This is a genomic window from Desulfovibrio sp. DV (assembly GCF_001936595.1).
Classification (GTDB): Bacteria; Desulfobacterota; Desulfovibrionia; order Desulfovibrionales; family Desulfovibrionaceae; genus Solidesulfovibrio.
In genome coordinates this window covers 1-25,678 of the sequence record NZ_MLBG01000065.1, presented here as the reverse complement: position 1 = coordinate 25,678, position 25,678 = coordinate 1, and the positions used below count along the sequence as shown (strand labels likewise).

Below are 25,678 nucleotides of genomic sequence, written 5' to 3'. Positions count from 1 at the left end.
CGGCGGGTGCAGGGCAGCGCCCTGCCAGGGTCCGGGACAGCGTCCCGGCGGGGCCTGGGGCAGCGCCCCGGTATTGCCTTAAGCCATTCGGGCGGATTCGATATTGTCCAGGAACCACTGATAGGTCTGGCGGAGGCCTTCTTCGAGGGAGAGGGTGGGTTGCCAGCCGAGTTTTTTGAGGCGGCTGACGTCGAGGGCTTTTCGGGGGGTGCCGTCGGGGTGGCTGGGGTCGAAGGCGATGGTGCCGGCAAATCCGGTGGTTTTGGCCATGAGTGTGGCCAGGTCGGCGATGGAGATTTCTTCGCCGGAGCCGATATTGATGATTTCCTCGTCATCGTAGCGGGCGAAGCAGGCCAGGCAGGCGCGGGCCATATCGTCGACGTGGAGGAATTCGCGCAGGGCTTTGCCGGTGCCCCAGACGGTGACGGAGGCGTCGCCGCGCAGTGTGGCTTCGTGGAAGCGGCGCATGAGTCCGGGGATGACGTGGGAGTTGACGGGTGTGAAGTTGTCGCCGGGTCCGTAGAGGTTGGTGGGCATGAGGCTTATGGCGGAGAAGCCGTATTGGCGGCGGTAGGCCTGGCACATTTTGATGCCGGCGATTTTGGCGATGGCGTACCACTGGTTGGTTTCTTCCAGGGGGCCGGTGAGGAGGTCTTTTTCCTGCATGGGTTGCGGGGCGAATTTGGGGTAGATGCAGGAGGAGCCGAGGAAGACGAGTTTGCCGACGCCGGCCTGTTTGGCGGCATCGATGACATTGGTCTGGATGAGGAGATTATCCCGAATGAAGTCCGCCGGGTAGGTGTCGTTGGCGTGGATGCCGCCGACTTTGGCGGCGGCCAGGAACACGGCGGCGGGCCGGGTGGTCTGGAAAAATTCGCGGACAGCGGCCTGGTTGGTGAGGTCGAGTTCGCTGTGGGTGCGGGTGAGGACGGTGTGTCCCTGGCTGGCGAGGGCGCGCATGATGGCTGCGCCGACGAGGCCCCGGTGTCCGGCTATATAGATGGGGCCGTTGACGGTGACGGCTTCGGGAGTGTTCATGGCCGGGTTTCGTAGCATGGCCGGGCCGGGATGCCTAGTGTCGCGTCCGTGGCAAGGGCGGCGGATGCTCGGGAAAAAGACTGGAAATCCGGTGTGTTGCCTGAGAAGTTGCGGTCGGTCGCCTCAGGGGCGGGGCAAATTTCCGGGGAGCAGGGGGGCCAGGGCCAGGGTGAGGGTTTCTCCGACGGCTTTGGCGGCGGCCAGGTTGCCCTGGCGGGCCATATCGTTGGCGTGTTGGGCGGTCAGCGCCAGTTCGGGCAGGCCGAGGTTGAGCAGATTGCCTTTGAGGCTGTGCCCGGCCTCGGCGCAGGCGGCGGCGTTTTGGGCTTCGGCCTGGCTGATGAGCCGGGCCAGGCCGCTGGCCAGGACGGTTGCGGCCACGGCCAGGGCTTCTTCGGTTTCGGCCATGGTGAGTTGCTGGTCGTGGTGGAGGAAGGCCAGGGCTTTATGCCTGGCGTTGCTGGTCATGGGATGCCCCGGGTCGGTTTGGCGCAGGCGAGCTCGGCCAGCACGGCTTCGAGGTCGTTTATGCGGTAGGGTTTGGAGAAGTAGGCGGTCATGCCGGCCTGTCGGCAGCGCTCGGCGTCTTCTTCGGCTGCCTGGGCGGTCAGGGCGACGATGGGGGTGTCCAGGCCGGCCTGGCGAATTTGCCGGGCGGCTTCCAGGCCGTCCAGTCCCGGCATCCGCAGGTCCATGAAGATGATGTGGTGGCGGGGCTGGGCGGCCAGGGCCAGGGCCAGGGCTTCGTTGCCGTCGCTGGCGAAGTCGGTGTGGCCGACGCCGAGTTTTTCCAGAATTTTTTGCAGCAGGAAGCGATTGAACGGGTTGTCTTCGGCCACCAGGGCCCGCAGGCCGCCGAAATCGGCTGAGGGCGACAGCGGCAGTTGGGCCGGGCGGGTGGAGGCGGCTTCGGGTTCGGCCAGGGGCAGGGTGAAAAAAAACGTGCTGCCGCGGCCGGGCAGGCTGGCGACTTCCAGGCCGGTGCCGCCGAGCAGGCGGGCCAGACGGTTGGAGATGGACAGGCCAAGGCCCGTGCCGCCGGGGTTCCTGGCCATGGCGTCTTCGGTCTGGACAAAGGGTTCGAAGATGTGTTCGCGCATGTGGTCCGGGATGCCGGGACCGGTGTCCCGGACCCGGAACTGGGTCCAGATCCGGGTGTCGTCGCCGGAGGGGGGGCGGACGCGGGCCACGGAGAGGACGACCCGGCCGCGGGCGGTGAATTTGATGGCATTGGAGAGCAGGTTGAGCAGGATCTGCTTGAGCCGCACGGGATCGCACACGAGGACGCGGGGCAGTGTGGGGTCGCGGTCGATGGTCAGGGTCAGCCCTTGTTCGTCGGCGGCCTGGGCCATGACCCGGCGTGCTTCTTCCAGGAGCCGGTCGATGTCCAGGGGGGCGGGCCGGATTTCCAGGCGGCCGACCTCGATGCGGGAGAAGTCGAGGATGTCGTTTAAGATGACGAGCAGGCCTTCGCCGGCCGAGCGCATGGTTTCGACACATTCGCGTTGTTCAGGGGCCAGGGCGGCGGTCAAAAGCAGTTGGGACAGCCCCATGATGGCGTTTAAGGGGGTGCGGATTTCGTGGCTCATATTGGCCAGGAAGGCCGATTTCATGCGGCTGGCATCTTCGGCTTCGACCTGGGCTCGGATGAGGTCTGAGACATCGACGAAGGATTCGATGCCGCCGGTGGAGTGGCCTTCGGCGTCGATGAGCGGGGCGGCGTTTTTTAAGATGGTGACCCGGCGGCCGGAGCGGGTAAGGATTTGCGACTGGCGTTTTTGCACCGTGGCGTCGCCGGGCGCGGCCGGGCAGGGCGAGGGCGGCGATTCGCGCAGCAGTTCGGCCCGTTCCCGGCCCAGGGCCTGATCGCGGCTGTAGCCGGTGATGGCTGTGAATTCGTCGTTGATGGTGACGACCACGTCGTCGCGATTGACGATGCAGATGGCTGCGCCGGCGATGGTGATGACCTGTTCGAGGAAGCGTTTTTCGCGTTCCACGCCAAGGCGCGCTTCGACCAGGGGGGTGACGTCGATAAGGGACACGATAAGCCCGGCAAAGACGTCGTCTTCGATGACGGGCTGGAGCTTGACGGTGACGTCTCGCTCGCCCACCCGGCTCTCAAAGGAGACCGGCGTGTGGGCCACGCCCCGGCGGAAGAGGTTGAGGAAGGCGGTGGCCTGGTAGTCTTCGGTTTCCAGATCAAGGACAGTGAGGGGGCGGCCGAGCACGTCGGAGCGCGACAGGCCAAGCCAGGTCAGGTAGCGGTCGTTTATTTCGGCGATGATGCCGGTCGGGGCGACAAAGGCGATGGCCTGGTCCAGGGCGGCGATGATGGACGTCAGACGGGCCAGCCGTTTGTCGGGATCGACCGGGGGAGGGGCGTTAAGCGAGGCCCTGGCGGCCCGGGGGGCGCACAGGGGCGTTTGCGGCCCGGGCCGGGCCGTCTGCTAGGCCGGGGGGTTGCCGGCCGCCGCGTGAAAGACATCCAGACGCTCCTTGTAGGGGGGATGTCCGAAAAAGGCCGAGCCGGAGACCAGGACATCGGCCCCGGCAGCCAGCAGGGCGGCGGTGTTGTCCGGGGTGACGCCGCCATCGACCTGGATGCGAAACGACAGGCCCTTGCGGCGGCGAAGCTCGGCCAGATCCCGGACCTTGTCCAGGCAGAAGGGGATAAACGACTGGCCGCCGAATCCCGGGTTGACGGTCATGACGAGCACCATGGCCAGTTCGGGCAGCAGGTATTCAATGGCGCAAAGGGGCGTGGCCGGATTGAGGGCCACGGCCGGGGCCGCGCCCAGGCGGGCGATTTCGGCCACGGTGCGTTCCAGATGGACGGTGGCTTCGGCGTGGATGCACAGCAGGTCGGCTCCGGCGTCGCGGAAGGCGGCAATGTAGCGCTCGGGCCGTTCGATCATGAGATGGGTGTCGAAATAGAGTTTGCTGCGCTTGCGCAGGGCCGCGATGATCGGGGGGCCGAAGGTGATGTTGGGCACGAACAGGCCGTCCATGACGTCGAGATGGAGCCAGTCGAGCCCGGCGGCCTCCAGGGCGGCCAATTCGTCGGCCAACCGGCTGAAGTCGGCGGATAAAAGCGAAGGCGACAGGATAAACGGTGGGGTCATGACGGCTCCGGCGGCAAGAATCCGACGCCTGACGGCGTCGTTTGTATTTTGATAGACCGGCCGGCGCTTGCGGTCAAGGCAGGGAAGCTTCCCGATCCCGGCCGGGATGAGCATCGCGGTCGTTGTCACAAACCGCAGGGGGGTATATGATGAAAATAAGGCGGATACAGGGCACGACCGGCGGCGTCACGCGTTTTCCGTGGCCTCGTCACCGGACCGTAACGGATCGTTCCTACTTTCCGGCACGTGACGTTGGTCAATTCGCGCCAATCGTGGCGTGACAATTCTTTCTACGGAGGACTTTCATGAAAAAGCTTATTGGCATCGTGGCTGCGTTCCTGCTGATGGCCTCTACCGCTCTGGCCGACACCACCATCAAAGTCGACGGTTCCACCACCGTCCTGCCCATCATGCAGAAAGTCGTCGAGGCCTACATGAAGGCCCATCCGGATGTGAAGATCTCCGTTTCCGGCGGTGGTTCGGGCAACGGCATCAAGGCCCTTATCGACGGCGCCACCGACATCGCCATGGCTTCGCGGGCCATGGAACAGAAAGAAATCGATCTGGCCAAGACCAAGAACGTGACCGCCAACCAGATCATCTGCGCCATTGACGCCATCGTGCCCGTGGTCAACCCGGCCAACAAGCTCTCCGAAATCACCCTGGCCCAGCTCAAAGACCTCTACATGGGCAAGATCACCTCCTGGAAGGACCTTGGCGGCGACGGTCCGGTGGTCGTCATCTCCCGCGACACCTCTTCCGGCACCTACGAGACCTGGGAAGGTCTGGTCATGAAAAAGGAACGCGTCTTCCCGGGCGCGCTCATGCAGGCCTCCAGCGGCGCTGTGGTGCAGGCTGTCAGCAAGAACAAGAACGCCCTGGGTTACGTCGGCATCGGCTACCTCGACGCCTCCACCAAGGGCCTCAAGGTTGACGGCGTCGAGCCCACTGCCGAAAACGCCAAGTCCAAGAAGTTCCCCATCTCCCGCGACCTCTACCTCTACACCAACGGCGCTCCGGCCGGCGCGGTGAAGGGTCTGGTCGACTTCCTGCTGAGCGCCGACGGCCAGAAGCTCGTCAAGGAAGCCGGTTTCGTTCCGCTTAACTAGGCCCCTCGCCATATCCTGATTATCGTCCGCGCTCCGGTCTGCCAGACAGGCCGGAGCGCGTCCCCGGGGGAGACGCCATGGCCCTTTCGCGCAAGTCCCAGGACACCTTGGTCCGCAATTTCTTTTTCCTCACCGCCCTCAGTTCCATCGTGGCCCTGGCGCTGATCATGGTTTACCTCTTTATCGAGGGCATGCCGATTTTCGGCCTTGTCTCGGTCTCCGATTTTCTCTTCGGCTCCTTCTGGTATCCCACTTCTGACCCGCCGGAATTCGGGATATTGCCGCTCATTGTGGCCTCCCTGTCCGTGACTGCCCTGTCCTCGGCCATCGCCATTCCGCTGGGGGTCATGACCGCCATCTATTTGGCCGAGATCGCCAGTCGGAGAACCCGCGACATTTTCAAGCCCGTGGTGGAACTCCTGGCCGCCCTGCCTTCGGTGGTCATCGGCTTTTTCGGCATGGTGGTGATGGCGCCGTTTCTTCAGGAGACGTTTGATCTGGCTACCGGACTCAATCTTTTCAATGCCGCCATCATGCTGGCCTTCATGTCCGTGCCCACCATCTGCTCGGTGTCCGAGGACGCCATCTACGCCGTGCCCCGGGAACTCAAGGAAGCCTCCCTGGCCCTGGGGGCCACCCATTTCGAGACCATTTCCAAAGTGGTGCTGCCGGCTTCGTTGTCAGGCATCTCCACGGCCGTCATGCTCGGCATGTCCCGGGCCATCGGCGAGACCATGGTCGTCCTCATGGTGGCCGGCGGCGCGGCCATGATTCCCAATTCCATCTTTTCGCCGGTCCGGCCCATGCCGTCGAGCATTGCTGCGGAAATGGCCGAGGCCTCGTTTCGGGGCGACCACTACCGGGCGCTTTTCGCCATCGGCATCGTGCTGTTTCTCTTCACCCTGGTCTTTAACCTTATCGCCAGCCACGTGGCCGAAAAGCACAAGCAGGTCGGCGCGGCCACCCTGTAGACCCCGCCAAGGAGCCTTGTCATGAATCCAAGCGCCATCGCCCACGCCGGACTGGCCAGACGGCACCGCACCCAGACGGTCATGTGGAGCATCTTCGGAGCCGCCTCGGTGATCAACATGGCCGCGTTGGTCCTGATCTGCGGGTTTTTGCTCGTCAAAGGCCTGCCGGCCATTTCCTGGTCGTTTTTAACCGAAATGCCGCGTGACTCCATGACCGCCGGCGGTATTTTGCCCTGCATCCTCGGCACCATCGCCTTGAGCCTGGGCACCATGGCCGTGGCCTTTCCCCTTGGCGTGGCCTCGGCGGTGTACTTAAACGAATACGCCCGGCCGGGCCGCACCCTGCGGCTCATCCGCCTTGGCATCAACAACCTGGCCGGCGTGCCCTCGGTGGTCTTCGGCCTGTTCGGCCTGGCCTTTTTCGTCACCTTCTTCGGCCTGGGCGTCAGTCTCCTCTCGGGCATCCTGACGCTGTCCATCCTGGTCCTGCCGGTCATCATCGGCACGGCCGAAGAGGCGCTCAAGTCCGTGCCCCAGACCTACCGCGAGGCCTCGCTCGGCCTTGGAGCCACCAAGTGGCAGACCATCCGGCTGGTGGTGCTGCCGGCGGCCCTGCCCGGGATGCTGACCGGAGCCATCCTCGGCCTGTCGCGGGTGGCCGGCGAGACCGCGGCCATCATGTTCACGGCCGCAGTCTTTTTCACGCCCTATCTGCCCACCACCCTGACCGATTCGGTCATGGCCCTGCCCTACCATATCTACGTCCTGGCCACGGCCGGCACGGACATCGACAAGACCCGGCCGCTGCAATACGGCACGGCCCTGGTGCTCATTGTCCTGGTCCTCGGCATGAACCTCGGGGCCATCCTGTACCGGGCCAAGCTGCAAAAGCAGCGTCGCTAGGCCGAGACGACGCCATCGTCCCAGGCGGTCCGATACGGAATTTGCAGCGGGGGTGAGGCCATTTTGGACAAACGGGTTGGGAACCGGCCGATGAACGCATCGGCGGTGAAGCAAGTGAAAAGGCGGCGTGGCGCGGTTGGCGTCCCGCCGCTTTTTGCATGGCCGTCCCGGGCGCACAGCGCGTGGCCGGCCGGATGACAAAGGCTTGGGAGCCGGCAGGGGCGTTTCCCCGTGGGGGGCGTTACCTGTCGGCGTGTGCGGCAAACCAGGGAGGATCGGCATGACCGAAGGCGGCAACGCCCAGGGACGCAAGAACTACGTCCTGGACACCAACGTGCTCATCGAGAATCCGCAGTGCGTGCTCAAACTGCGAAATGGCGTGGAAAACGCCATCCACATTCCCTACCACGTGCTCATGGAGCTTGAGGGGCTCAAAAAAACGCCCAAACTGCGCCATATCGTGGCCAACGTCATCGGCGTGTTAAGCGAACACCGCGACGCCATCCACTTCATCCAAAACGACAAGAGCCATTCGGCCTTCACCGACATCGTCGACAATCACATCCTCGACGAGATCCAGGCTTCTTCCATCGAAGACCCGATCCTGGTCACCAACGACCGCATCTTAAAGCTCCAGGCCGAGCTGCGGGGGCTTAAAAGCGAGGAACTGCGCGACTCCAAGCCCTTTGAGTCCGAGTCCCAGCGCTACACCGGCTTTGTGGAGGACGGCGAGGAGATTGTGCCCAACTGCTTCACCTGGCGCGAGGGCAAGCCGGTCCTGCACACGCCCGATGGCGAGCGGGTCGTCAGCCATACCTGCGACGTGTGGAACGTGCGGCCGCGCACGGTCTATCAGAATCTGGCTCTGGAACTGATCATGGCCCCGCATATCGATCTCATTTCCATCCAGAGCGAGGCCGGCTACGGCAAGACGTTCCTGGCCCTGGCCGCCGCCCTTTTTGCGGTGCAGGAGAAAAAGCAGTTCGAAAAGATCTTCGTTCTCAAACCCACCATCGAGATCGGAGCCAAGATGGGCTATCTGCCCGGCGATGTGTCGGAGAAGATGGAGCCGTACGTCAAATACGTCTTTGAACTGTTGGTGAAGCTGCACCGCTGCCGGGCGGCCAACAAGGTGTTTTTAAATCCCAACGACGAGATGTTGCGGGTCAACCCGAAAAAGTTCGAGATCCTGCCCCTGGCCTTTGTGCGCGGCATGAACATCGAAAACGCCTTCGTGGTCATCGACGAGGCCCAGAATCTGGCCCGTTCGGAAGTGCGCGCCCTGCTCACCCGCATGGGCGAGGGGGTCAAGTGCGTGGTCCTTGGCGACACCTCGCAGGTGGACAACCCCTATCTCAACGAGGCCAACAACGGCCTGAACTGGATCGTGCGCAAGTTCAAGGGATTCCCCAACTACGCCCACATCGTGCTCAAGGGCGAGCGCTCGCGCGGCCCGATCACGGACATGGTGCTGCGCTCCAAATTGTAGCCCAAACACGCCTTCAGACCATCCTGTCCAACAACAAAGGCGGCCCGCACCACGGGCCGCCTTTCTCAAGCGCCGGCGCGCCATCTGCCCAGGCGGGTTTCCAAAGGGCACTGCCCTTTGGCCGCCGGAGGCTTCTTCTCTCCTGCCTCCACGCCGACCTCTCCTCCGCACCTCGGCTAGGCCGTCGGCAGGCGCACGGTGACCGTGGTTCCCGTGTCCGGGGCGGTGTCCAGGCGGATTTCGCCGCCCTGGCATTCGGTCATGAGCCGGGCTGAGTAGGTGCCAAGGCCGCTGCCGCCGCGTTTGCCGCTGGTGGCGTATTTCTCGAAAAAGACCGGGAGCATCTCGGTTCGTACCGGCGTTCGGTTGGACACGGCAAAGCCGGCCTGTCCGTCTTCGGCAAAGGCGCGGGCGGTCACGGTGCTGCCGGCTTCTTCGGCTTCCACGGCATTTTTGAGCAGGTTGCCGGCGATGGTCTGGGTGAGCAGGGCGTTGCCCAGGGCGAAGACGGCCGGCTGGTCGGCCGGGAAGGCCAAGGCCACGCCCCGGGCCTTGGCGGCCGGGGCCAGCATGTCCGCCGCAGTGGCCAGGATGTGGCCCAGATTGATGCGCTGCACCTCGGGAACGTAGGTTCCGGTTTCCATTTTGTGCAGGTCAAGGGACAGGTCGATCTGATCGAGCATGAGCCGTCCGGCCTGTTCGATTTCGGTCAGGACGTCGCGCTGCTCTTCGGTGGTCTCGCCCAGGGCGGTGACCAGTTCGGGCAGGTTTAAGATGCTGTTGAGCGGCGCTTTGAGGTCGTGGCGCATGATGCGTTCCACGTCTTCGCGGATGGCTTCGAGGTCTTTTCGGGCGGTGATGTCGTCAAAGATCCAGATGGAGCCGGCTTCCGGGACGTCGGGGTCGATGCGTCGGGCATGAACGGCGCACCAGAACGGCTGGCCGGAGCGGTTGCGGAAACGCTCTTCCACATAGGCATCCTGGCCGGCGGCCACACCGGCCAGGATCTCCTGGCGCAGGGCCTGGCGGCGGACTTCGCCTGCGTGGATGGCGTCCAGGGGCTGGCCGGCCAGACCCTCGGGGGCCACGCCGAACAGGTCGGCAAAGCGTTTGTTGGCCCGCACCACCCGGCCATCGCCGCCGAGGTGGACGATGCCAACGGACGAGGCGTTGAAAATGACCTCGAACTCGGTCATCAGCCGGTGCAACCGGGCCTCACGCTCTTTTTGGACGGTGATATCTTCCTTGACGGCAACAAAATGGGTGATCTCGCCCAGGTCGTCCCGGATGGGCGAGATGGAGGAATCCTCCCAGTACAGTTCTCCGTTGCGTTTACGGTTGCAAAGCTCCCCGCGCCAGATGTTGCCGGCCTGCAAGGTCTCCCACATGGTCTGGAAAAAGGCCCGGTCGTGCAGGCCGCTGCTTAAGACCCGGGGGGTTTTGCCAAAGGCTTCTGCGGCAGAGTAGCCGGTCAGCTCGGTGAAATAGGGATTGACGTATTCAATGCTTCCTTCCTGGTCGGTAATGACGATGGAGGCCGGGGATTGTTCCACCGCCGCCCGCAGCAGGCGCAGGCTTTGTTCCTGGACCCGCTGGTCCGTGACGTCTTCCACCGAAGCGATGGCGGCGGTGGGGTTGTTGCCGGCGGACACCGGGTTGAAGACCACCCGCAGGGTCAGGTGGCGGCCGCTAAAGACGGAGGTGTAGGGGCCTTCCACCTGGGCGGGCCGGCCGCCCAGGGCCGTGGCCAGGGCGTTTCGGGCAAACTCCGGCATCCGGGCCAGGGCATCGCCGCCGAGAGCCTGTTCGGGCGTGGCCCCGATGAGGGTCAGGAAGCGGGAGTTGCATTTAATGAGGGTGCCGGCCGGGTCATAGGCCACCAGTCCCAGGGGAGAATTCTCGAAAATGACGCGCAACTCGTTTTCCCGCTGGGCCAGGACGGCCGCTGCCTGCCGCCGTTCGGTGACGTCGATGCAAAAGCCTTCCAGGCGGCTTATGGCCCCGGATGCCTCGCGCACGGCCAGGATGTTGAGCGACACCCAGAGGATGTCGCCGGTGCGGGTGCGCCGCCGGATTTCATGGTTGGACAGCGAGCCGTGGGTTTCAAGCAGTGTCAGCAGGCGCTGGCGGTCGGTGAAATCGACGTAGATCTGATCCTGGATGTTGTTGACATGCTCAAGCAGTTGTTCGGGGGTATCAAAGCCGTACATTCGGGCCAGGAAGCGGTTTACTTTGATGTAGTGCCCGGCCGGGGTCGAAGTGAAGATGCCGACCGGGGCGGTGTCATAGAGGTTTCGCAGGGCGGCTTCGCTTTGGCGCAGGGCGTTTTCAGCGGCCAGCCTGTCCGTGACGTCGTAAATATAGCCGCCGACGCCGCTTTTCCCGTCCCCCAGGGGCACGGGAAATTTGCGGACTTCGAAATGGCGGTCGCCCATGGATTCCAGGGTGGTGACGACCTCGTTGCCATGCATGGCGGCCAGGTCCGACTGGCGGCAGTTGTCGGCCAGTTCCGGCGGCATGACGGCCGCGTCGTCGCGACCGAGAACGGCCTCGGCCGGGAGGTTGTAAAAATCGCAAAGGTTCCGGTTGACCACCAGATAGCGCAACTGGTCGTCCTTGAAAAAGGCCATGCCGCTGGTGGCGTCGATAAAGGCCCGGTAGCGGGTTTCGCTGCTGCGAAGGGCCTCGTTGGTGGCCAGCAGGGCGGCGGTGCGGTGGGCCACCATGCGTTCCAGTTCGTTTCGGGCCAGATCCAGGGCGCCGGTGGCCCGGGCCACGGCTGCGCTCAGCCGGGCCGGCCAGGAAAGCAGGATGAACAGGGCGGCGGACAAGACGATCCAGGTGGCGATGCTGCCGGCGGCCAGAGTGGGAGGGATGGGCATGGCCGACCAGCCTTCGGCCGGGATGGCGGCGAGTTGCCAGGAACCGCCCGGCGTATCCATGGTCAGGAGCACCGGGGCGTCGTTGAAAACAGCGGCGTCGCCGGCGAGCAGGCGGTCGGGCTGGCCGTCGGCCGTCTCGGCCCGAATGGCCAGCCGCAGGCCGGAGGCCGGGGAGATGGCCAGATTGAAAAAGGCTTTGGCATCGAGGATGACGGTGCTGAGGCCCCACAGCCGGTGCGGTTGTCCCGGCGGGCCGGATACGAGGACCGGGAAACGAAGAATAAGGCCCGTGCCGCCCTGGATCAGGGGGGCCGGGCCGTCGAATATCGGGTGCTGCGCTTCGATGGCCTGTTGCAGCGCGGCCCTTTGGGACGGCGGCAGGCGGGTGAGCAGGGGCAGGCCCAGGATGCCGCCGTTGCTGATCTTGGGGTAGACGTGGGAGACGACCAGATCGCGGGCCAGTTGCAGGGAGCGGATGTCGGGCAGGCTTTCGCCGAGCACCTGGGCAAAGGCGTCGAATTCGGCTGCGTCGGTCTCGGGACGGCTGGCGGCAAAGGCGGACAGGGCGCGCACGATGGCCAACCGGGCGCTCAGGGCGGCGTCCAGGGCCAGACGCGATTCGGACAGGAGGATTTGGGTCTCGGCCCGGCGGGCCAGGGCAAAACGGGCATTTTCCGAACGCCAGACAAGCCAACTGCCGGGGAGGACGACAAGCATCGCGCCAAGCAAGGCAACGGTTACAAGAGTGGCCGTCCTCAGGGGGCCGTGGGCCATGGGTGCGGTATCCTTGCCTGGGGTTGGACGGGGTCCGGCAGCGGCCTCGCCAGCGGGGTCGTAAATAGTTCCTTGCAGATGGCACAACCATAGCTGCGGCGAAGCGTCGAGGCAAGGGGGTCAGGCGATAATCCGGGGCAAGAGGGCGGCAATATCCACGAGATCGGGGGCAGCGGGGGAGGGGAAAACGCCTGGACGCAAAAAGCCCCCGCCGGGCGGGGGCTTAAACGACGTCGATGGGTCTAAAAACCGAACAGCAGCGCGGACATCAGGTAGGTTTCGATCGTGCCGAGGGTGATGGCGGTTTGCACCTGACCCGGCAAAGCCGCGGTGCTGGTGCTGGCCGGATTGCCGAAATTGAAGTTCTCGTGAACGGTCGTGCTGGTTTGCCAATTGATGGCCACGTTGGCTGCCGTGCCGGCCAGGGCCGGAGCGGCAAAGGCCAGGGTGAGAACACACATGGCGGCCAGCAGCAGAGTAGCAAGTCTCTTTCTCATACGCTCCTCCTCGTCGTTAAACGATGCGAATGCATCATGATCGGACTATAGACCCATCCTAGCACCTCATTATCGGAAATCAAGAAAAACATGCAAAACAGTTTAGTCCCGCGAATGCCGAAACAGACACGATTTCCGGACGATGTGCCGGTGCAGCGCTGAAATTGTATATATGAAACATAGTTGTCTGGAAGTGTTGGTGCTTGCAATCATTTCATATGAAATAACTTATAAGAGGATATTGCGCCTCTTCGATCTTCGTGTCGCCGGCTCTGTTGGTTTTTTTGTCTCAAGGCCAGCGCAGCCGCCGTTCTCCCCTAGGCCAGACCGGCGTACACCGAGGCGGTGTTTTTGTGCTGCACGGGAGAGAGAGGCTGGAGGCCGGCCTGCGGTGGGCCGGGCAGCAATCCCGGGCGGCCAGGGCGCAGCTCGGGCAGGCGTTGCAGGGGGGGGGCCGGGAGTGGGCCTGGCCGGTTGCGCAGGAGGCGGAGGCCTTGCCCCGGCACCGGGCTCCGGGGCGTTTGGGAGCGGGAAGCGGTTGCGGCAATCAGAAGGTGAGGACGGGGTCGGGGAAGGACAGCTCGGACCAGGGCCGGCCGGCGTGGTCCACGGCCCGGGTCAGCAGATAGACGCCCCGGTGGAACAGTTCCTGGGCAAAGGAGGGTTTGACCTCGAAGCGGGCCGAAGTGGCCAGGGCCCGGGCCAGGGCAAAGGTCAGGCGGGCCTCGAAGGTCGTGTCGCCCTGTTCGGCGGCAAAAGCCCGGGCGAATTCCAGGAACCGGCACATGACCAGTTCGAGCTGGCTGCGCACGCCCTGGTCGAAAAAGGGCAGCCGGAAATTGGAGGCCAGAAACACCGCCGTGTCATGGGCGTAGTCGCCGTCCCGGGAACGGTTCAGGTCGATGTAGTGGATGCGCTGGGCGGTGTGGTCGTAGACGAGGTTGTTGAGGTTGAAATCGCCGTGCAAAAACACGGCAAAGGGGGCGGCCAGGGTCTTTTCCGCGGCTTCGGCCGCAGTCAGGAGATCGGCCAGGGCCGGCACGGACTGGTTGCCGATGGTCTTGGCGTCGGCGGCAAAGTGCGGGTGCAGCCGCAGCACGTCGTCGAGGCGGGCGCGCAGCTGGCTTACCGCCTCGCCGGCAACCGGCCGGCGCACCAGGGTCTGTTCCCAAAGCCCGCCCACGGTCTGGGTGATGAGAAAACAGGCGTTTTCGATGATGTCCCGGTCGGCGGTGAGCACGAGTTGCTGCACGTTGCAGCCGCCGAGATACTCAAGGAGCATGGAGGCCGAGTCGCCCTCGGTCTGGAAGGCCTGGATGCTCGGGGCCAGTCCCGGGGAAAGCCGGGTCCAGCGTTCGATGTTTTCCTTTTCCTTGGCCAGCTTGACGGCATTGCCTTCCTTAAACAGAACGCCCTTGGAGCGTGGGCCGTGTTCTTCCTGGACCCGGCCGATGCGGCAGCCCGAACGGGTGCCCCAGATGGAATGGAAGTCGCCGGCCGGGATGGGCGTTTCCTCGCCGAGTTCCAGGGTGTCCTGGAGGGCCTGGTACTGGTGGATCTTGAGCTTCTCGCCCAGGGCCGCGAAGATGACGGCCTCGCCGATATTGAGCAGGGCGTCGCCCATGCGTTCCAGATAGCGGAAGATGTTGAAGCTCGAGATGGCGTTTTCCGGGGATTCGCCCCGGCGCAGATCGGCCAGGATGGCGTCGAAGGCGGTCTTGAAGTGGTCGTCTAACGAGAACTCGGCCCGGCAGATGCGCAGGGCCAGTTTGACGTCCTGGCGGGTCAGGGCCGAAAAGACCAGCCCCAGGGCCTTGTCCACGTCCACGAAGGGGGCGCGGTAGTTATAGCGCCGGATGAACTTGGGGTCGGTCAGGTACTGCACCTGGGTGACGATGTTGACGGCGTAGTCGGCGATGCGTTCCAGGTTGATGTTGATGATGTTGGCGGCGCGCACGAGGTCGAGCGTGCGCTTGTTGCGGTCGGTTGTGCCGTGGATGCGGCCCCAGCAGGCGTTTTCGATGACGCTTTTCAAGTTGTCGATATAGTCGTCGCGGCTTTCGATGCGTTTGATCTGCTCCTGGTCCGGGCGCTCCACCACGGTCAGGGCGCTGCCCACCTGCTTGGACACTTCCAGGACCATGAACCGGAAATTTTCCTCGATACCTTCCAGAATACGCATAGGCCGGTCCTCCCCGGGTGTCAGGACTGCTCGCCCGGGGCAATGGTCAGGCCATCGTCGCCGTCGTCCTCGGCGGAGGTTTCCCGCCAGGAAAATTTGAGATGGAGCTTCATGCGCCCGCCCATGGACTTGGCTTCGACCAGAAAGCCGAGCATTCCCTTGGGATGGAGCACCACTTCGCCGTCGCGGCTGCCCAGGCGCAATTCACCCGAGGCAAAGCCGGCCGTGATGGCTTCGAGGTAGCGGCGCAGGGTGTCGGCGTCCTGGGTGGACTCGTATTTAAACCGGGTATCCTTATCCACGTTCTTCTCCTGTCTGACGCCGCCGCGGCGCGCCTGCAACCTCGGGCACAACCGGCCCCGTGGCGTCCACGGCCGACCGGATTGCCGGCCACAGCCGGGAACCCCTGTACAAACTTCTTTCGTTGCAGGGGTCCGGGGGGATCATCCCCCCGGCCGCCGGAGGCCTCTTCCGCCTTCTTCTTTCCCTTGTCCCCGCCTCACCCGGCCAGGCGGGTGCGGTATTCGTCGATGATCTTGCGGCGGCTCATGCCGTTTATGATGAGGCTTTTGCGGATGCTGAAGTCGTGCCAGGCCGGCTGGAGTCCGATTTCCCGGGCGGCTTTGTCCGGGTCCTGTTCGGTCATGGGCCGGGTTTTCTCGCTCATGTGGCAGTCGTCGCCCATGAAGATGAGGATGGGGCGTTTGCCGTGCCAGCCCATGCGGTTGCGGCGGTTGACCACGTTGATTAAAAATTCGGTGTAGAGCTGGGACTGGGGATTCCAGACCTCGATGCCGTCCACGTCGTAGTCGGCCAGCAGGATGGGCCAGAACTGTTCCGGGTGGGGGATGACGATGCCGGCCCCGAGCGCCCGGGCTTCCTCGATGACTTCGCTGGCCCGGTAGAAATAGGACAGGGAGAACTCTTCCTTGACCAGATCCTTGACCGCTTTGGCGTAGACCTGGGCCCGGTTGATGAGCCGGTCGCCGAACCGGCTGCGCAGGGCGTCGAGGTAGTTGCGCACGAGCTTGTTCTTGTAGACGTCGTCGGGAAGGTCGGCTTCGTGGGTCAGGATCAGGCTTTTGATCTTGGCGGCCTGGAGGCGCACGAAGGTGACGAGTTCCTCTTCGGCGTTGGTGCGGCCGGCGGCCTTCTGGCGGCGATCCTCGAAGGCCGGCTCGGCCAGGGCGTCGAGATATTCAAACAACTGGGAGGCCCGGTAGCGGTGGGTGTGGCGCAGCATGGACTGCAAGACATCGGCCCGTTCCAGGTCCAGGCCCTTGAAGTGGATGAGCAACTGCACCTTGCGGTTGAACCCGCTGGAATAGCAGTCCACTTCCACGCCCTGGCAGCCGTCGTATTCCATGAGCACGTTGTGCTGGGTGGGGATGATCAGTTCGTCCACCCGGTTGGGATACAGGGCGTTTATGCGTTGCCGAAGCAACTCCATGGGCACGTGCTCGGGGTGCCAGTGGGCGGCCAGGACATATTCCTGGCGGGGATAGACGCGGGCCGGGGCAACGATGCGCTGGATTTGCTCCGGGGTGAGGCTGAAATCGTTAATACGCAGAAAATCGCGCTCGTCGTCTTCGGTGACGGCCGGATCGATGGCCGAGAGGTCGATTTCCACGCAGCGCGGCTCGGTCGGGTTCGGGGAATCAGGCATGGCGGCTGTGACACTCCTTTTTCATGCGGGACAGGGCCGCGACGGAGCCGGTCATGGCAGCCATGTCGCCAGCGGCGAGGGCGGCCTCGAACTGGTCCACTTCGGCGTCGTAGGCCGGATAGAAGGCATCGCCCATGCCGGGATAGCGGGTCATGAGCCGGGAATCGGCGATAAAGGCGGCCGCGACCCCGGCATCGGGGGCAAGGCCGGCCCGCAGGGCCATGACGATGGCCTTGAAGGTCTGCTTCATGCGTTTTTTAAGGCCCTTGTAGCGGGGCAGGCCGTTTTTTTCAACGGCTTGGCTGTCGTCTCCGTCGGCAGGCGAAGGATCGTCCGGGCTGGCCGGGTCATCGCTTTCCGGCCGGGGCAGGGCCTCGAGGCCCAGGGCGGGATATTTGAGCGACACCTTGATCATGGATGATGCGCCGAAGTGCTTGATGCCGATTTTCAGGCTGGTGAAATCGTCAAGGGCGACCGTCTCTTCGCCGATGACCAGGGCGCCGTCGGCGGCCTTGGCCGTCAGTTCGGCCAGGGCGCGCAGGGCCTCGACGCGGGGCAGCACCAGCTCGAATTTGCGTTTGCGCGATCCGTACATGCAGTCCTCCCGGAAACCAGACCATCCGGAGGGGAATCCTTCCGGCGTTTCACGACAATCGTACGATAGGACGATGACGGTTTGATGGCAAGGCCGGCCGGGGCACTGCAGCAGGGAGGGGGGATTTTCGTGACTTCCTTGCCAAGCAACCGATCCTTGGTATAGAATCGTATACATTTCCTTGCCGATGCAGGTGCTTTTGGTGAACGGTCGCGGTTGGAGCTGCTTCCGGTTTTCATAAAGGATATTAAATACTTATGAATAAAGTGCCGGCGAACGCCCGAAACTGGTTGCGTCTGGGGGCGGCGGTCCTGCTTCCCTTTGCCGCCTGCGGCCTGCAGTGGCTCTTCTGGGGTGCGATCAAACCCTACATCTGGTTTCTGTTTTTCCCGGCGGTGTTTTTCAGTTCGCAGCTTGGCGGCATGGCCGGCGGGCTGGCGGCCACGGTCATCTCGGCCCTGCTCGCTTCGCTGATTTTCATGGAGCCGCCGTTGGCTTTTGTTTCGGCTGGTCCGGTCGGCCTTGTTTCGGTGTTCATTTTTCTGGCCATGGGCGCGCTTTTCAGCCTGACCCACCGCCGGCTGGCCCAGGCCCGCAGCACGGCGGAGACCGCCCTGGAGGCAGCCCGGCAGGCCAATGCCGAAATCACCCGGCTCTATGAAAAAACCCGGGAACTCGACGACCTCAAGACCCGGTTTTTCGCCAACGTCAGCCACGAACTGCGCACCCCGCTCACGCTCATTCTCGGCCCTCTGGGCGCCATGCTGGCCGCCATGGAGCCGGATAATCCCAGGCGCCGGGAACTGTGCCTCATGGAACGCAACGCCCGGCTGCTCTACCGCCATGTCAGCGATCTGCTCGATGTGGCCAAGCTCGACGCCGGCCGCATGGAACTGCGCTACGGGCGCGTGGATCTGGCCCATCTGGTCCGCTTCGTGGTCTCCTGCTTCGAATCCCTGGCCCGGCAACGGGACATCGGCCTGGAGGTGGTCGTCCCGGACACCTGCCCGGCCGAGGCCGACGGCGACAAGATTCAGCGGATCGTACTCAATCTCCTGTCCAACGCCTTCAAGTTCACGCCGGCGGACGGGCGGGTGCGTCTGTGCCTGGAAACCGTCGGGGACGAGGCCCGCCTGACGGTTTCCGACAACGGCCCGGGCGTGCCCGAAGCCCTGCGCCAGATCGTGTTCGAGCGGTTCCGCCAGGCTGATGACGGTGCGACCCGCCGCCATGGCGGCACCGGCCTTGGACTGGCCATTGCCCGGGAATTTGCTGTCCTGCACGGCGGGGACATTACCCTTGCGGGCGGCGAAAACGACCAGGGGGCAGTGTTCTCCCTGCGTCTGCCCCTGGCCGCCCCGCCGGGGAGCGTTGTTTCGGACACGCCCTTTGCCGGCAGCGCCGATGCGGGCCTCCTGGGCATGGCCGTGCCCGAGCCCGACCTGCCGGCCGCTGCGGGCGGCCAGGCCCCGTCGGCGCAGACGCCGCTGGTGCTTGTGGTCGAGGACAACGAGGACATGGCCGCCTACGTGGCCGGCATCCTCGGCCGCCACTACCGCACGGTCCAGGCCCGAAACGGGCAGGAGGGCCTGGAAAAGGCCCTGGCTCTGGTCCCGGACCTCGTCGTCTCCGACGTCATGATGCCGGTGGTCGGCGGCCAAGCCATGGTGCGGGAGATGCGGCGGCGGCCGCAACTCGACGGCGTGCCCGTGATCATGCTGACGGCCAAGGCCGACGACACCCTGCGCCAGGATTTGTTGCGGGAGGGGGTCCAGGATTATCTGGTCAAGCCTTTTGACGGCGGCGAACTGCTGGCCCGGGCCGGGCGGCTTTTAGCCGACAAACAGCGCAACGATCAGACGTTGCAGGCCAGCAACCGACGCTTTGAGGCCACCTTTGAGCAGGCGGCCGTGGGCATCGCCCATGTGGCCCCGGACGGGCGCTGGCTGCGGGTCAACCGCAAACTGTGCGACATCGTCGGCTACACGCCGGGCGAACTTCTGGGGAGGCGCTTTCAGGACATCACCCACCCCGACGATCTGGCCACGGACATGACCCTTGTCGGACAGCTTATTGACGGCGCGGCCTCAAGCTACAACATCGCAAAACGCTACATCCGAAAGGACGGCCAGATCATCTGGGTCAGCCTCACCGTGGCCCTGGTCCGCGACGGGGCAGGCGTTCCGGAGTATTTCATTTCCGTTGTCGAGGACATCAGCGGCCGCCGGGCGGTCGAGACCGCCCTGGCCCAGTCCAGGCAGGACCTGGAGGCCTCCGTTGCCGAGGCCCGGCTGCTGGCCCATCGGGCCGAGGCGGCCAATCAGGCCAAAAGCGAGTTTCTGGCCAACATGAGCCATGAGATCCGCACGCCGCTCAACGGGCTCCTTGGCATGATGCAGCTCTTGGACACCACCGAGCTTGATGCCGAGCAGCGGGAATACACGGCCATGGCCCGCCGCGCCGGCAGCCGCCTGACCCGGCTTTTAAGCGACATCCTCGATCTGTCCCGCATCGAGGCCGCCCGGATGGTGCTGACCCCGGCTGTTTTTGTCCCGGCAGACCTGCTGGCGGCCATCCGCGAAACCTTTGCCCCGCTGGTGTTGGAAAAGGGGCTTGTTCTGACCTGCCGCTGCCTGGACGACGTGCCCGGGGCCGTGGTCGGCGACGAGGTCCGGGTGCGCCAGATTCTCTTCAATCTGGTCGGCAACGCCATGAAGTTCACGAGCCAGGGCCGCGTGGACGTGGAGATCGCCCGGCTGGCCCTGGCCGCTCCCGGACAGGTCCGGCTCCTTTGCACCGTGGCCGACACCGGTGTCGGCATCCCCGACGACAAGCTCGCCCTGGTCGGCGAAGCCTTCATCCAGGCCAACAGCTCCTACACCCGGGCCCAGCAGGGAGCGGGCCTGGGGCTGACCATCAGCAAACGGCTGGTCGAACTCATGCACGGGAGCCTGACCATCGACAGCGAGGAAGGACGCGGCACAACCGTCTATTTCATGCTGTCCTTGGACCTGCCCCGGATTGCGCCGGCGACCCTGGCGAGCGCTTCGGCCCAGGCCGGAGGCGCGGCGCGGCCGGGCGAACCGCAGATTCTTCTGGCCGAGGATGATGCCGTCAATGCCCTGGGTGCCCGAAAGCTCCTGGAGCGGCTGGGTTTTGTTGTGACGACAGTGCCAAACGGGGAAGCGGCCGTGGCCGCAGTGGCCGGGCGGGCCTTTGACTGCGTGCTGATGGACGTGCAGATGCCGGTCATGGACGGTCTGGAGGCCACCCGGCGCATCCGGGCCCTGCCCGGCGGGGGCGTGCCCATCCTGGCCATGACCGCCCATGCCATGGCCGGGGACCGGGATCGCTGTCTGGCGGCCGGCATGGACGACTATGTGGCCAAGCCGGTGGAAGCCCGGGAACTCCTGGCGGCCATCAACCGGGTGGTGGCCGCTGCCGGGGGCGACGGGCGGCTTACAGGAGCAGCCAGACCGCAGCCAGGCCGGTCAGGGTCATCGTGATGGTGTAGGGCAGGGCCTGGCGCACCATTTCGCCGTAGGACAGGCGGATCAGCGGGGCCAGGGCCGAGGTGAGCAGGAAAAGAAAGGCGGCCTGGCCGTTGGGCGTGGCCACGCTTGGGATGTTGGTGCCGGTGTTGATGGCCACGGCCAGCCGGTCGAACTGGGCCAGGGCGGCCGTCACCTGGGGCTGGGCGGCCTGGGGCAGGGAGGCCAGCACGATGTCGCGCTGATTTGTGGCGTCGGTCAGCCGGGCCAACAGTTCGGCCCCGTCCAGGCCGAGGCCGGGCATGGCCGCAAAGAGCTTGATGAAATGGGCCTTGGTCTCGGTGATGTAGACCGTGGCCACGAACACGTTGTCGCTGATCATGGAGAGCAGGCCGTTGGCCAGATAATAGGCGGCAGTCTGTTTGGTTCCCGACAGTGCCAGGACGGCATTGATGATGGGGGCGAACAGGTGCTGGTCGTGGATGACGGCCACGATGGCGAAAAAGACGACCAGCAGGGCGGTAAAGGGCAGGGCCTCGGTAAAGGCGTTGCCGATCTGATGCTCCTCGGTCTTGCCGCAAAAGGCGGTCAGCAGGATGATGACGGACAGGCCGATGACGCCGACCTCGGCCAGATGCAGGGCCAGAGCGGCAATGAGATAGACGGCGGCCGCGGCCTGGACGTAAAGCGCCGCCCGCTCCGGGTTGGTCATGGAGGCGTCGCGCCGGGCGTCCTCGGCAGCCAGGATGCGCCGCACCTCGGCCGGCAGTTTGAAGCCGTAGCCAAAAAGGGCAAAGCGCTCGACCACCATTGTTGTGGCCAGCCCCACCACGAGCACCGGCATGGATACCGGGGCCATCTTCAGGAAAAATTCCCCGAAATGCCAGCCCATCTCGTGGGCGATGAGCAGGTTTTGCGGCTCGCCGACCAGGGTGCACACCCCGCCAAGGGCCGTGCCCACGGCGCCGTGCATCATGAGATTGCGCAGAAAACCCCGGAACTGCTTGAGATCGCGTTGGCAGGCTTCATTTAAGGAGGCTTCGTCGCCCGGGCGGCATTTTCCGGCCGAGGCCTGGCGGTGGTAGACCTCGTAAAAGCCATAGGCCACGGCGATAATCACCGCCGTCACGGTCAGGGCGTCGAGGAAGGCCGACAAAAAGGCCCCGGCAAAGCAGAACAGGAGCGACAGGGTGATTTTCGAGCGCACCTTCATGAGAATCTTGGTGAAGGCGTACTGGAGCATGCCCTTCATGAAATAGATGCCGGCCACCATGAAGATCAGAAGCAGGATGACCGGGAAGTTGTGGGCGGCTTCGTCATAGAGGGCCTGGGGGCTGGTCAGGCCCATGATCACGGCTTCCATGGCGAGGAGTCCCCCGGCCGGCAGCGGGTAGCAGGACAGGGCCATGGCCAGGGTGAAGATGAATTCGGCAATGAGCAGCCAGCCGGTGACAAAGGGGCCGACCGTCACGAGCAGGATGGGATTGGCGATGAGAAAGCCGGCAATGGTCAGTTTGTACCAGTCCGGCGCGTTGCCGAGCAGATTGGCCACAAAGGCCCGGGGCAGGGTTCGGGGCATGAAACGACTCCTTGGCGGCGGGTGCGGCGCTGCCGCGCGCCGCGTGTCCATAGCACATGGCTGCCGGGGGGCCAAACCAGGAGGCGTTTGGCCTGTGGCGGCCCAATCCTGCGCCGTAGCCGCGTGTTATGGCCCGCTTTGCCGGTGTCGCGTCTGATAGAGTCGGCCGCTTTATTTCTAAAAGGGCATTTTTTTGGCTCCCGGGCCGCGACCGGGCCAGGGAGGCCAGTGCGGGTGCAACGGTGCGGCAGTGCTGCGGTTTTCGTTGACGGGTGGGAGCCATTTGTCTACCATAAACGTATGGATGCGGTCCCCGGCGGCCGGGTCCGGGACGTCAATTGCAGGAGGCTGCGCCCATGAAGCTTACGACGCGAAGCCGCTACGGAACCCGCATGATCCTGGACATGGCCATGCATGGCCAAAACGGCCCGGTGCGCATCAAAGACATTGCCGCCCGCCAGGGCGTTTCCGTCAAGTATCTGGAAAAACTGGTGCGCGAACTCAAGGATGCCGGGTTCGTGCGCAGCCGTCGCGGTCCGCGCGGCGGGCACGAACTGGACAAGCCCCTGGACGAGATTTCCGTGGGCGACATCGTGCGCGCCCTGGAAGGCGACCTGTCCCTGGTCGAATGCAACGGCGAGGGCGGCCCCTGTCCGCGCACCACCGACTGCCTCACCCGGGGCGTGTGGATGGAGGCGGCCCGGGCCATGCACGAAAAGCTCGACTCCATCACCCTGGCCGATCTGATCAACGGCCGCACCGGCTGCGCCGCCGCCGGGACCGCTCCGGATGCGCCGGGCCCGGACAGCGGCGGCCCGCAAGGTTGCGGCCGCGCCATATAGTGCTTGAACGCCGCCGCCATTTTGCCCTAGTATCAGCCACGATCACTCAAACGGCTGCAACAGCGGGGCGGATTCATGGACGGCAGGGATGATGATGGCGTCCGCGCGGGCATCCTGCTCGTAGCGGCCGGAAGTGGGGTTCCCCACGAATTGGCCCCGACCCTGGTTGCCCTTGGCTATCGCGTCCTTGACCCGGCTGCGGGCGGGGATCTGCCGGCGGCGGTGATCGTGGCCGTGGCTCCGGGCGAAATTCCGGCTGCCGCAGCCCTGACCAGGGAATACCACAGCCAGGGCCTCCCGGTTCTCTACTACGCCTTAACCGGCGATCCCGAATTTCTGTCCGCCCTGGCCGCCGGCCAACCCCAGGGCCTTTTGTGTCCGCCGCTGTCGCCCCCCCAACTGGGCGTCGCCCTGGATGCCGCCCTGCGCTCCTTTGGCGAATCCGGGCTGACCAGTCGGCTGGCCGTCCTTAAAAGTCTCATGGACGCAGCCGTCAACCCCATTTACGTCCAGGATACTCAGGGCCACTACATCGGCATCAACCGGGCCTTTGAGGCCTTTCTCGGCGTCTCCATCCAAAGCGCCCTGGGCCTTACGGCCGCTGAAATCTTTTCCGACGAGGTGGGGGAGTTCCTGGCGGAGAAAGACCGCGAGATCCTGAGCCGGGGCGGGGTGCAGCAGTTCGAGGTCGCCCTGGAAAACGCCTCGGGCCGGGAGCGCCATCTGGTTTTCCATCGAGCCCGGTTCGACGACGCCGATGGGCTGGCCCGGGGGATCGTCGGCGTTGCCACCGATGTCACCGACAGCAAGCGGGTGGAAAAAGACCTGCGCAACGAGCAGGAAGTGCTGCGGCGCATCCTGACCGGCATCCGGGCCGGCATCTTCATCATCGATCCCAAGACCCAGATTGTGGTGGACGTCAATGCCACGGCCGAGGATCTGTGCGGCCGTAGCCGTGAGGATCTGGTCGGCAAACCCTGCGGCGACATCGCCTGGAGCGACAGCGAGGGGCGGCCGCTTGCCACGTGCGCCGTGCTGGTCGAGCGCAACATCCTAAACGAGGAGATGCGCCTGACCCGGCCCGACGGACGCACCCTGCCGGTCATTAAGACCGTGGTCACGGCCCCGCGCCGGGGCGAGCTGCGCCTTTTTGAGATCGTCTTCGACATAAGCGAGCGCAAGGCCCTGGAGCGCCAGCTGGCCGTGGCCCAGAAGCTCGAATCCGTGGGCGAGCTGGCGGCCGGCATTGCCCATGAGATCAACACCCCGACCCAGTACATCGGCGACAACCTCCACTTCCTCTCCACCGCCTTTGCCGGGCTGGGGCAGGCCTTTTCGCGCATCGAGGCTGTGGCCCGGCGGCTGGCGGCCGACAGCGGCGACACGGCGGCCCTGCAGGAAATCGAGGCGGCCCGGGGCGAGGCCGATGTGGAATTTCTTCTCGACGAGGCTCCCCGGGCCCTGGAACAGTCGGTGGAAGGCGTGGGCCGGGTCACGGCCATCGTGTCGGCCATGAAGAAGTTCTCCCATCCCGGCGGTGAGGAAAAAACCGCCGTGGACCTCAACGCCGCCGTGGAAAACACCGTCATCGTGGCCAAAAACGAGTGGAAGTATGCAAGCGACGTGACCCTTGAGCTCGACCGCAGCCTGCCGCCGGTCTTCTGTCTGCCCGGGGACTTCAATCAGGTGATCTTGAATATTCTGGTCAACGCCGCCCATGCCGTGGCCGAGAAGGTCAAGGGCACCGCGGAAAAGGGCCGCATCACCATCCGCACCGAAGCCGACGGCGAGTATTTCAAGCTTTCGGTCGCCGATTCCGGCGTCGGCATCAGCGAGGCCAACCGCCGCAAGATTTTCGATCCCTTTTTCACCACCAAGGAGGTGGGCAAGGGTACGGGCCAGGGGCTGGCCATCACCCACAACATCGTGGTGACCAAGCATGGCGGCACCATTGATTTCGATTCCGTGCCGGGCGAGGGGTCCACATTCACCGTCCGCGTGCCGTTTGGCGTTCAGGCCGCCCTTGCCGACGCCCAGGGAGACGATTTGTGAAAACCCGCATTCTGTTCGTTGATGACGAGCCCAACGTGCTCTCGGCCTTGCGCCGCATGTTCCACGACATGCGCACGGAGTGGGAGATGGATTTTGCCCAGGACGGACCGACCGGCCTGGCCATGATCGCCGAACAGCCCTTTGACGTGGTGGTGGCCGACATGCGGATGCCGGGCATGGATGGGGCCATGTTCCTGCGGGAGGCGCAAATCCACAATCCCGGAGCCATCCGCATCGTGCTGTCAGGGCATTCCGACCGGGACATGATCATGCAGACCGTGCGTCCGGCCCACCAGTTTCTGCAGAAGCCCTGCCAGCCCGAGGAACTCAAGGCCGTCATTTCCCGGGGCCTGTCGCTTCGCGAGGTGTTTCTCGACGAGCGGGTCAAAAACGTGGTGGCCAAGCTCGACCAGTTGCCGACAGTGCCGCGCCTGTACGCTGCGCTCCTCGACGTGCTGGCCCAGGAGGACCCGTCCGTGCGCGAGG

The 25,678-nt window shown here is 64.6% G+C and carries 19 protein-coding genes; 8 read left to right on the top strand and 11 right to left on the bottom strand.

What is annotated here, in order from left to right; translation table 11 throughout:
• Positions 1–78 precede the first annotated feature (78 nt).
• The 4 genes from DVDV_RS14105 to rpe all read right to left on the bottom strand — a co-directional run bounded on the left by DVDV_RS14105 (position 79) and on the right by rpe (position 4,160).
• Positions 79–1,056: a GDP-L-fucose synthase gene (locus DVDV_RS14105; RefSeq protein WP_254845385.1), complete on the bottom strand. Its 978-nt coding sequence runs from the start codon at positions 1,054–1,056 to the stop codon at positions 79–81.
• A 105-nt stretch (positions 1,057–1,161) separates the two neighbouring features.
• Positions 1,162–1,506 carry a hypothetical protein gene (locus DVDV_RS14100; protein ID WP_075355278.1) on the bottom strand — a complete coding sequence of 115 codons (345 nt, stop codon included), beginning with the start codon at positions 1,504–1,506 and terminating at the stop codon, positions 1,162–1,164.
• Positions 1,503–3,347 (bottom strand): PAS domain-containing hybrid sensor histidine kinase/response regulator, encoded by a 1,845-nt coding sequence (locus DVDV_RS14095; protein ID WP_254845386.1) that lies wholly within the window; start codon positions 3,345–3,347, stop codon positions 1,503–1,505. Before DVDV_RS14095 ends, DVDV_RS14100 begins: the two co-directional genes overlap by 4 nt.
• A 138-nt stretch (positions 3,348–3,485) precedes the next feature.
• A complete protein-coding gene (gene rpe, locus DVDV_RS14090; protein ID WP_075355280.1) occupies positions 3,486–4,160 on the bottom strand; it encodes a ribulose-phosphate 3-epimerase in 675 nt (224 codons plus the stop codon).
• A 305-nt stretch (positions 4,161–4,465) separates the two neighbouring features.
• Between rpe and DVDV_RS14085 the strand changes: the two genes are divergently transcribed.
• The 4 genes from DVDV_RS14085 to DVDV_RS14070 all read left to right on the top strand — a co-directional run bounded on the left by DVDV_RS14085 (position 4,466) and on the right by DVDV_RS14070 (position 8,632).
• The gene (locus DVDV_RS14085; RefSeq protein ID WP_075355277.1) at positions 4,466–5,269 is read left to right on the top strand and encodes a phosphate ABC transporter substrate-binding protein; all 804 of its coding nucleotides are present in this window, start codon (positions 4,466–4,468) and stop codon (positions 5,267–5,269) included.
• Positions 5,270–5,346: 77 nt separating this feature from the next.
• Positions 5,347–6,240: a phosphate ABC transporter permease subunit PstC gene (gene pstC / locus DVDV_RS14080; protein ID WP_075355276.1), complete on the top strand. Its 894-nt coding sequence runs from the start codon at positions 5,347–5,349 to the stop codon at positions 6,238–6,240.
• Between the two features lie 21 nt (positions 6,241–6,261).
• Positions 6,262–7,143, top strand: coding sequence for a phosphate ABC transporter permease PstA (pstA, locus tag DVDV_RS14075; RefSeq protein ID WP_075355275.1), 882 nt, complete (start codon positions 6,262–6,264; stop codon positions 7,141–7,143).
• A gap of 280 nt (positions 7,144–7,423) precedes the next feature.
• Positions 7,424–8,632, top strand: a complete 1,209-nt coding sequence (locus tag DVDV_RS14070; RefSeq protein ID WP_075355274.1) for a PhoH family protein — start codon at positions 7,424–7,426, stop codon at positions 8,630–8,632.
• Positions 8,633–8,808: 176 nt separating this feature from the next.
• Here the strand turns inward: DVDV_RS14070 and DVDV_RS14065 are convergent, their stop codons facing one another.
• From DVDV_RS14065 to DVDV_RS14040, 6 genes are all read right to left on the bottom strand, one after another.
• Positions 8,809–12,288, bottom strand: a complete 3,480-nt coding sequence (locus DVDV_RS14065) for a PAS domain S-box protein (protein ID WP_075355273.1) — start codon at positions 12,286–12,288, stop codon at positions 8,809–8,811.
• 242 nt (positions 12,289–12,530) lie between these two features.
• A complete protein-coding gene (locus tag DVDV_RS14060) occupies positions 12,531–12,785 on the bottom strand; it encodes a hypothetical protein (protein ID WP_075355272.1) in 255 nt (84 codons plus the stop codon).
• A gap of 547 nt (positions 12,786–13,332) precedes the next feature.
• A complete protein-coding gene (locus DVDV_RS14055; RefSeq protein ID WP_075355271.1) occupies positions 13,333–14,967 on the bottom strand; it encodes a PhoU domain-containing protein in 1,635 nt (544 codons plus the stop codon).
• A gap of 20 nt (positions 14,968–14,987) precedes the next feature.
• Positions 14,988–15,269, bottom strand: a complete 282-nt coding sequence (locus tag DVDV_RS14050) for an amphi-Trp domain-containing protein (protein WP_075355270.1) — start codon at positions 15,267–15,269, stop codon at positions 14,988–14,990.
• A 197-nt stretch (positions 15,270–15,466) separates the two neighbouring features.
• Positions 15,467–16,633 carry a hypothetical protein gene (locus tag DVDV_RS14045; RefSeq protein WP_075355269.1) on the bottom strand — a complete coding sequence of 389 codons (1,167 nt, stop codon included), beginning with the start codon at positions 16,631–16,633 and terminating at the stop codon, positions 15,467–15,469.
• Entirely contained in the window at positions 16,626–17,228 is a 603-nt protein-coding gene (locus tag DVDV_RS14040) for a GAK system XXXCH domain-containing protein (RefSeq protein WP_075355268.1), read from the bottom strand. Before DVDV_RS14040 ends, DVDV_RS14045 begins: the two co-directional genes overlap by 8 nt.
• Before the next feature lie 257 nt (positions 17,229–17,485).
• Between DVDV_RS14040 and DVDV_RS14035 the strand changes: the two genes are divergently transcribed.
• On the top strand, positions 17,486–20,734 hold the full coding sequence (locus tag DVDV_RS14035; protein ID WP_075355267.1) for an ATP-binding protein: 3,249 nt from the start codon (positions 17,486–17,488) through the stop codon (positions 20,732–20,734).
• Here DVDV_RS14035 and nhaB read toward each other — a convergent pair.
• Positions 20,688–22,298 carry a sodium/proton antiporter NhaB gene (gene nhaB, locus DVDV_RS14030; RefSeq protein WP_075355266.1) on the bottom strand — a complete coding sequence of 537 codons (1,611 nt, stop codon included), beginning with the start codon at positions 22,296–22,298 and terminating at the stop codon, positions 20,688–20,690. The genes DVDV_RS14035 and nhaB overlap by 47 nt on opposite strands.
• A gap of 356 nt (positions 22,299–22,654) precedes the next feature.
• On the opposite strand from nhaB, the gene DVDV_RS14025 reads away from it, so the two are divergent.
• The 3 genes from DVDV_RS14025 to DVDV_RS14015 form a co-directional block, all read left to right on the top strand.
• The gene (locus DVDV_RS14025; protein WP_254845384.1) at positions 22,655–23,140 is read left to right on the top strand and encodes an Rrf2 family transcriptional regulator; all 486 of its coding nucleotides are present in this window, start codon (positions 22,655–22,657) and stop codon (positions 23,138–23,140) included.
• A 75-nt stretch (positions 23,141–23,215) separates the two neighbouring features.
• On the top strand, positions 23,216–25,192 hold the full coding sequence (locus DVDV_RS14020) for a PAS domain S-box protein (RefSeq protein WP_075355265.1): 1,977 nt from the start codon (positions 23,216–23,218) through the stop codon (positions 25,190–25,192).
• On the top strand, positions 25,189–25,678 hold a 490-nt coding region (locus DVDV_RS14015), incomplete at its 3' end, for a response regulator (RefSeq protein WP_139311629.1). The genes DVDV_RS14020 and DVDV_RS14015, both read left to right, overlap by 4 nt.

Excerpts from the sequence above, each read along its gene's own strand:
- DVDV_RS14025 (WP_254845384.1), top strand. The coding sequence starts at position 22,655 with ATGAAGCTTACGACGCGAAGCCGCTACGGAACCCGCATGATCCTGGAC.
- DVDV_RS14035 (WP_075355267.1), top strand. The coding sequence starts at position 17,486 with ATGAATAAAGTGCCGGCGAACGCCCGAAACTGGTTGCGTCTGGGGGCG.
- DVDV_RS14020 (WP_075355265.1), top strand. The coding sequence starts at position 23,216 with ATGGACGGCAGGGATGATGATGGCGTCCGCGCGGGCATCCTGCTCGTA.
- pstC (WP_075355276.1), top strand. The coding sequence starts at position 5,347 with ATGGCCCTTTCGCGCAAGTCCCAGGACACCTTGGTCCGCAATTTCTTT.
- nhaB (WP_075355266.1), bottom strand. The coding sequence starts at position 22,298 with ATGCCCCGAACCCTGCCCCGGGCCTTTGTGGCCAATCTGCTCGGCAAC.
- DVDV_RS14060 (WP_075355272.1), bottom strand. The coding sequence starts at position 12,785 with ATGAGAAAGAGACTTGCTACTCTGCTGCTGGCCGCCATGTGTGTTCTC.
- DVDV_RS14105 (WP_254845385.1), bottom strand. The coding sequence starts at position 1,056 with ATGCTACGAAACCCGGCCATGAACACTCCCGAAGCCGTCACCGTCAAC.
- DVDV_RS14055 (WP_075355271.1), bottom strand. The coding sequence starts at position 14,967 with ATGCGTATTCTGGAAGGTATCGAGGAAAATTTCCGGTTCATGGTCCTG.
- DVDV_RS14045 (WP_075355269.1), bottom strand. The coding sequence starts at position 16,633 with ATGCCTGATTCCCCGAACCCGACCGAGCCGCGCTGCGTGGAAATCGAC.
- pstA (WP_075355275.1), top strand. The coding sequence starts at position 6,262 with ATGAATCCAAGCGCCATCGCCCACGCCGGACTGGCCAGACGGCACCGC.
- DVDV_RS14070 (WP_075355274.1), top strand. The coding sequence starts at position 7,424 with ATGACCGAAGGCGGCAACGCCCAGGGACGCAAGAACTACGTCCTGGAC.
- DVDV_RS14100 (WP_075355278.1), bottom strand. The coding sequence starts at position 1,506 with ATGACCAGCAACGCCAGGCATAAAGCCCTGGCCTTCCTCCACCACGAC.
- rpe (WP_075355280.1), bottom strand. The coding sequence starts at position 4,160 with ATGACCCCACCGTTTATCCTGTCGCCTTCGCTTTTATCCGCCGACTTC.
- DVDV_RS14040 (WP_075355268.1), bottom strand. The coding sequence starts at position 17,228 with ATGTACGGATCGCGCAAACGCAAATTCGAGCTGGTGCTGCCCCGCGTC.
- DVDV_RS14085 (WP_075355277.1), top strand. The coding sequence starts at position 4,466 with ATGAAAAAGCTTATTGGCATCGTGGCTGCGTTCCTGCTGATGGCCTCT.
- DVDV_RS14065 (WP_075355273.1), bottom strand. The coding sequence starts at position 12,288 with ATGGCCCACGGCCCCCTGAGGACGGCCACTCTTGTAACCGTTGCCTTG.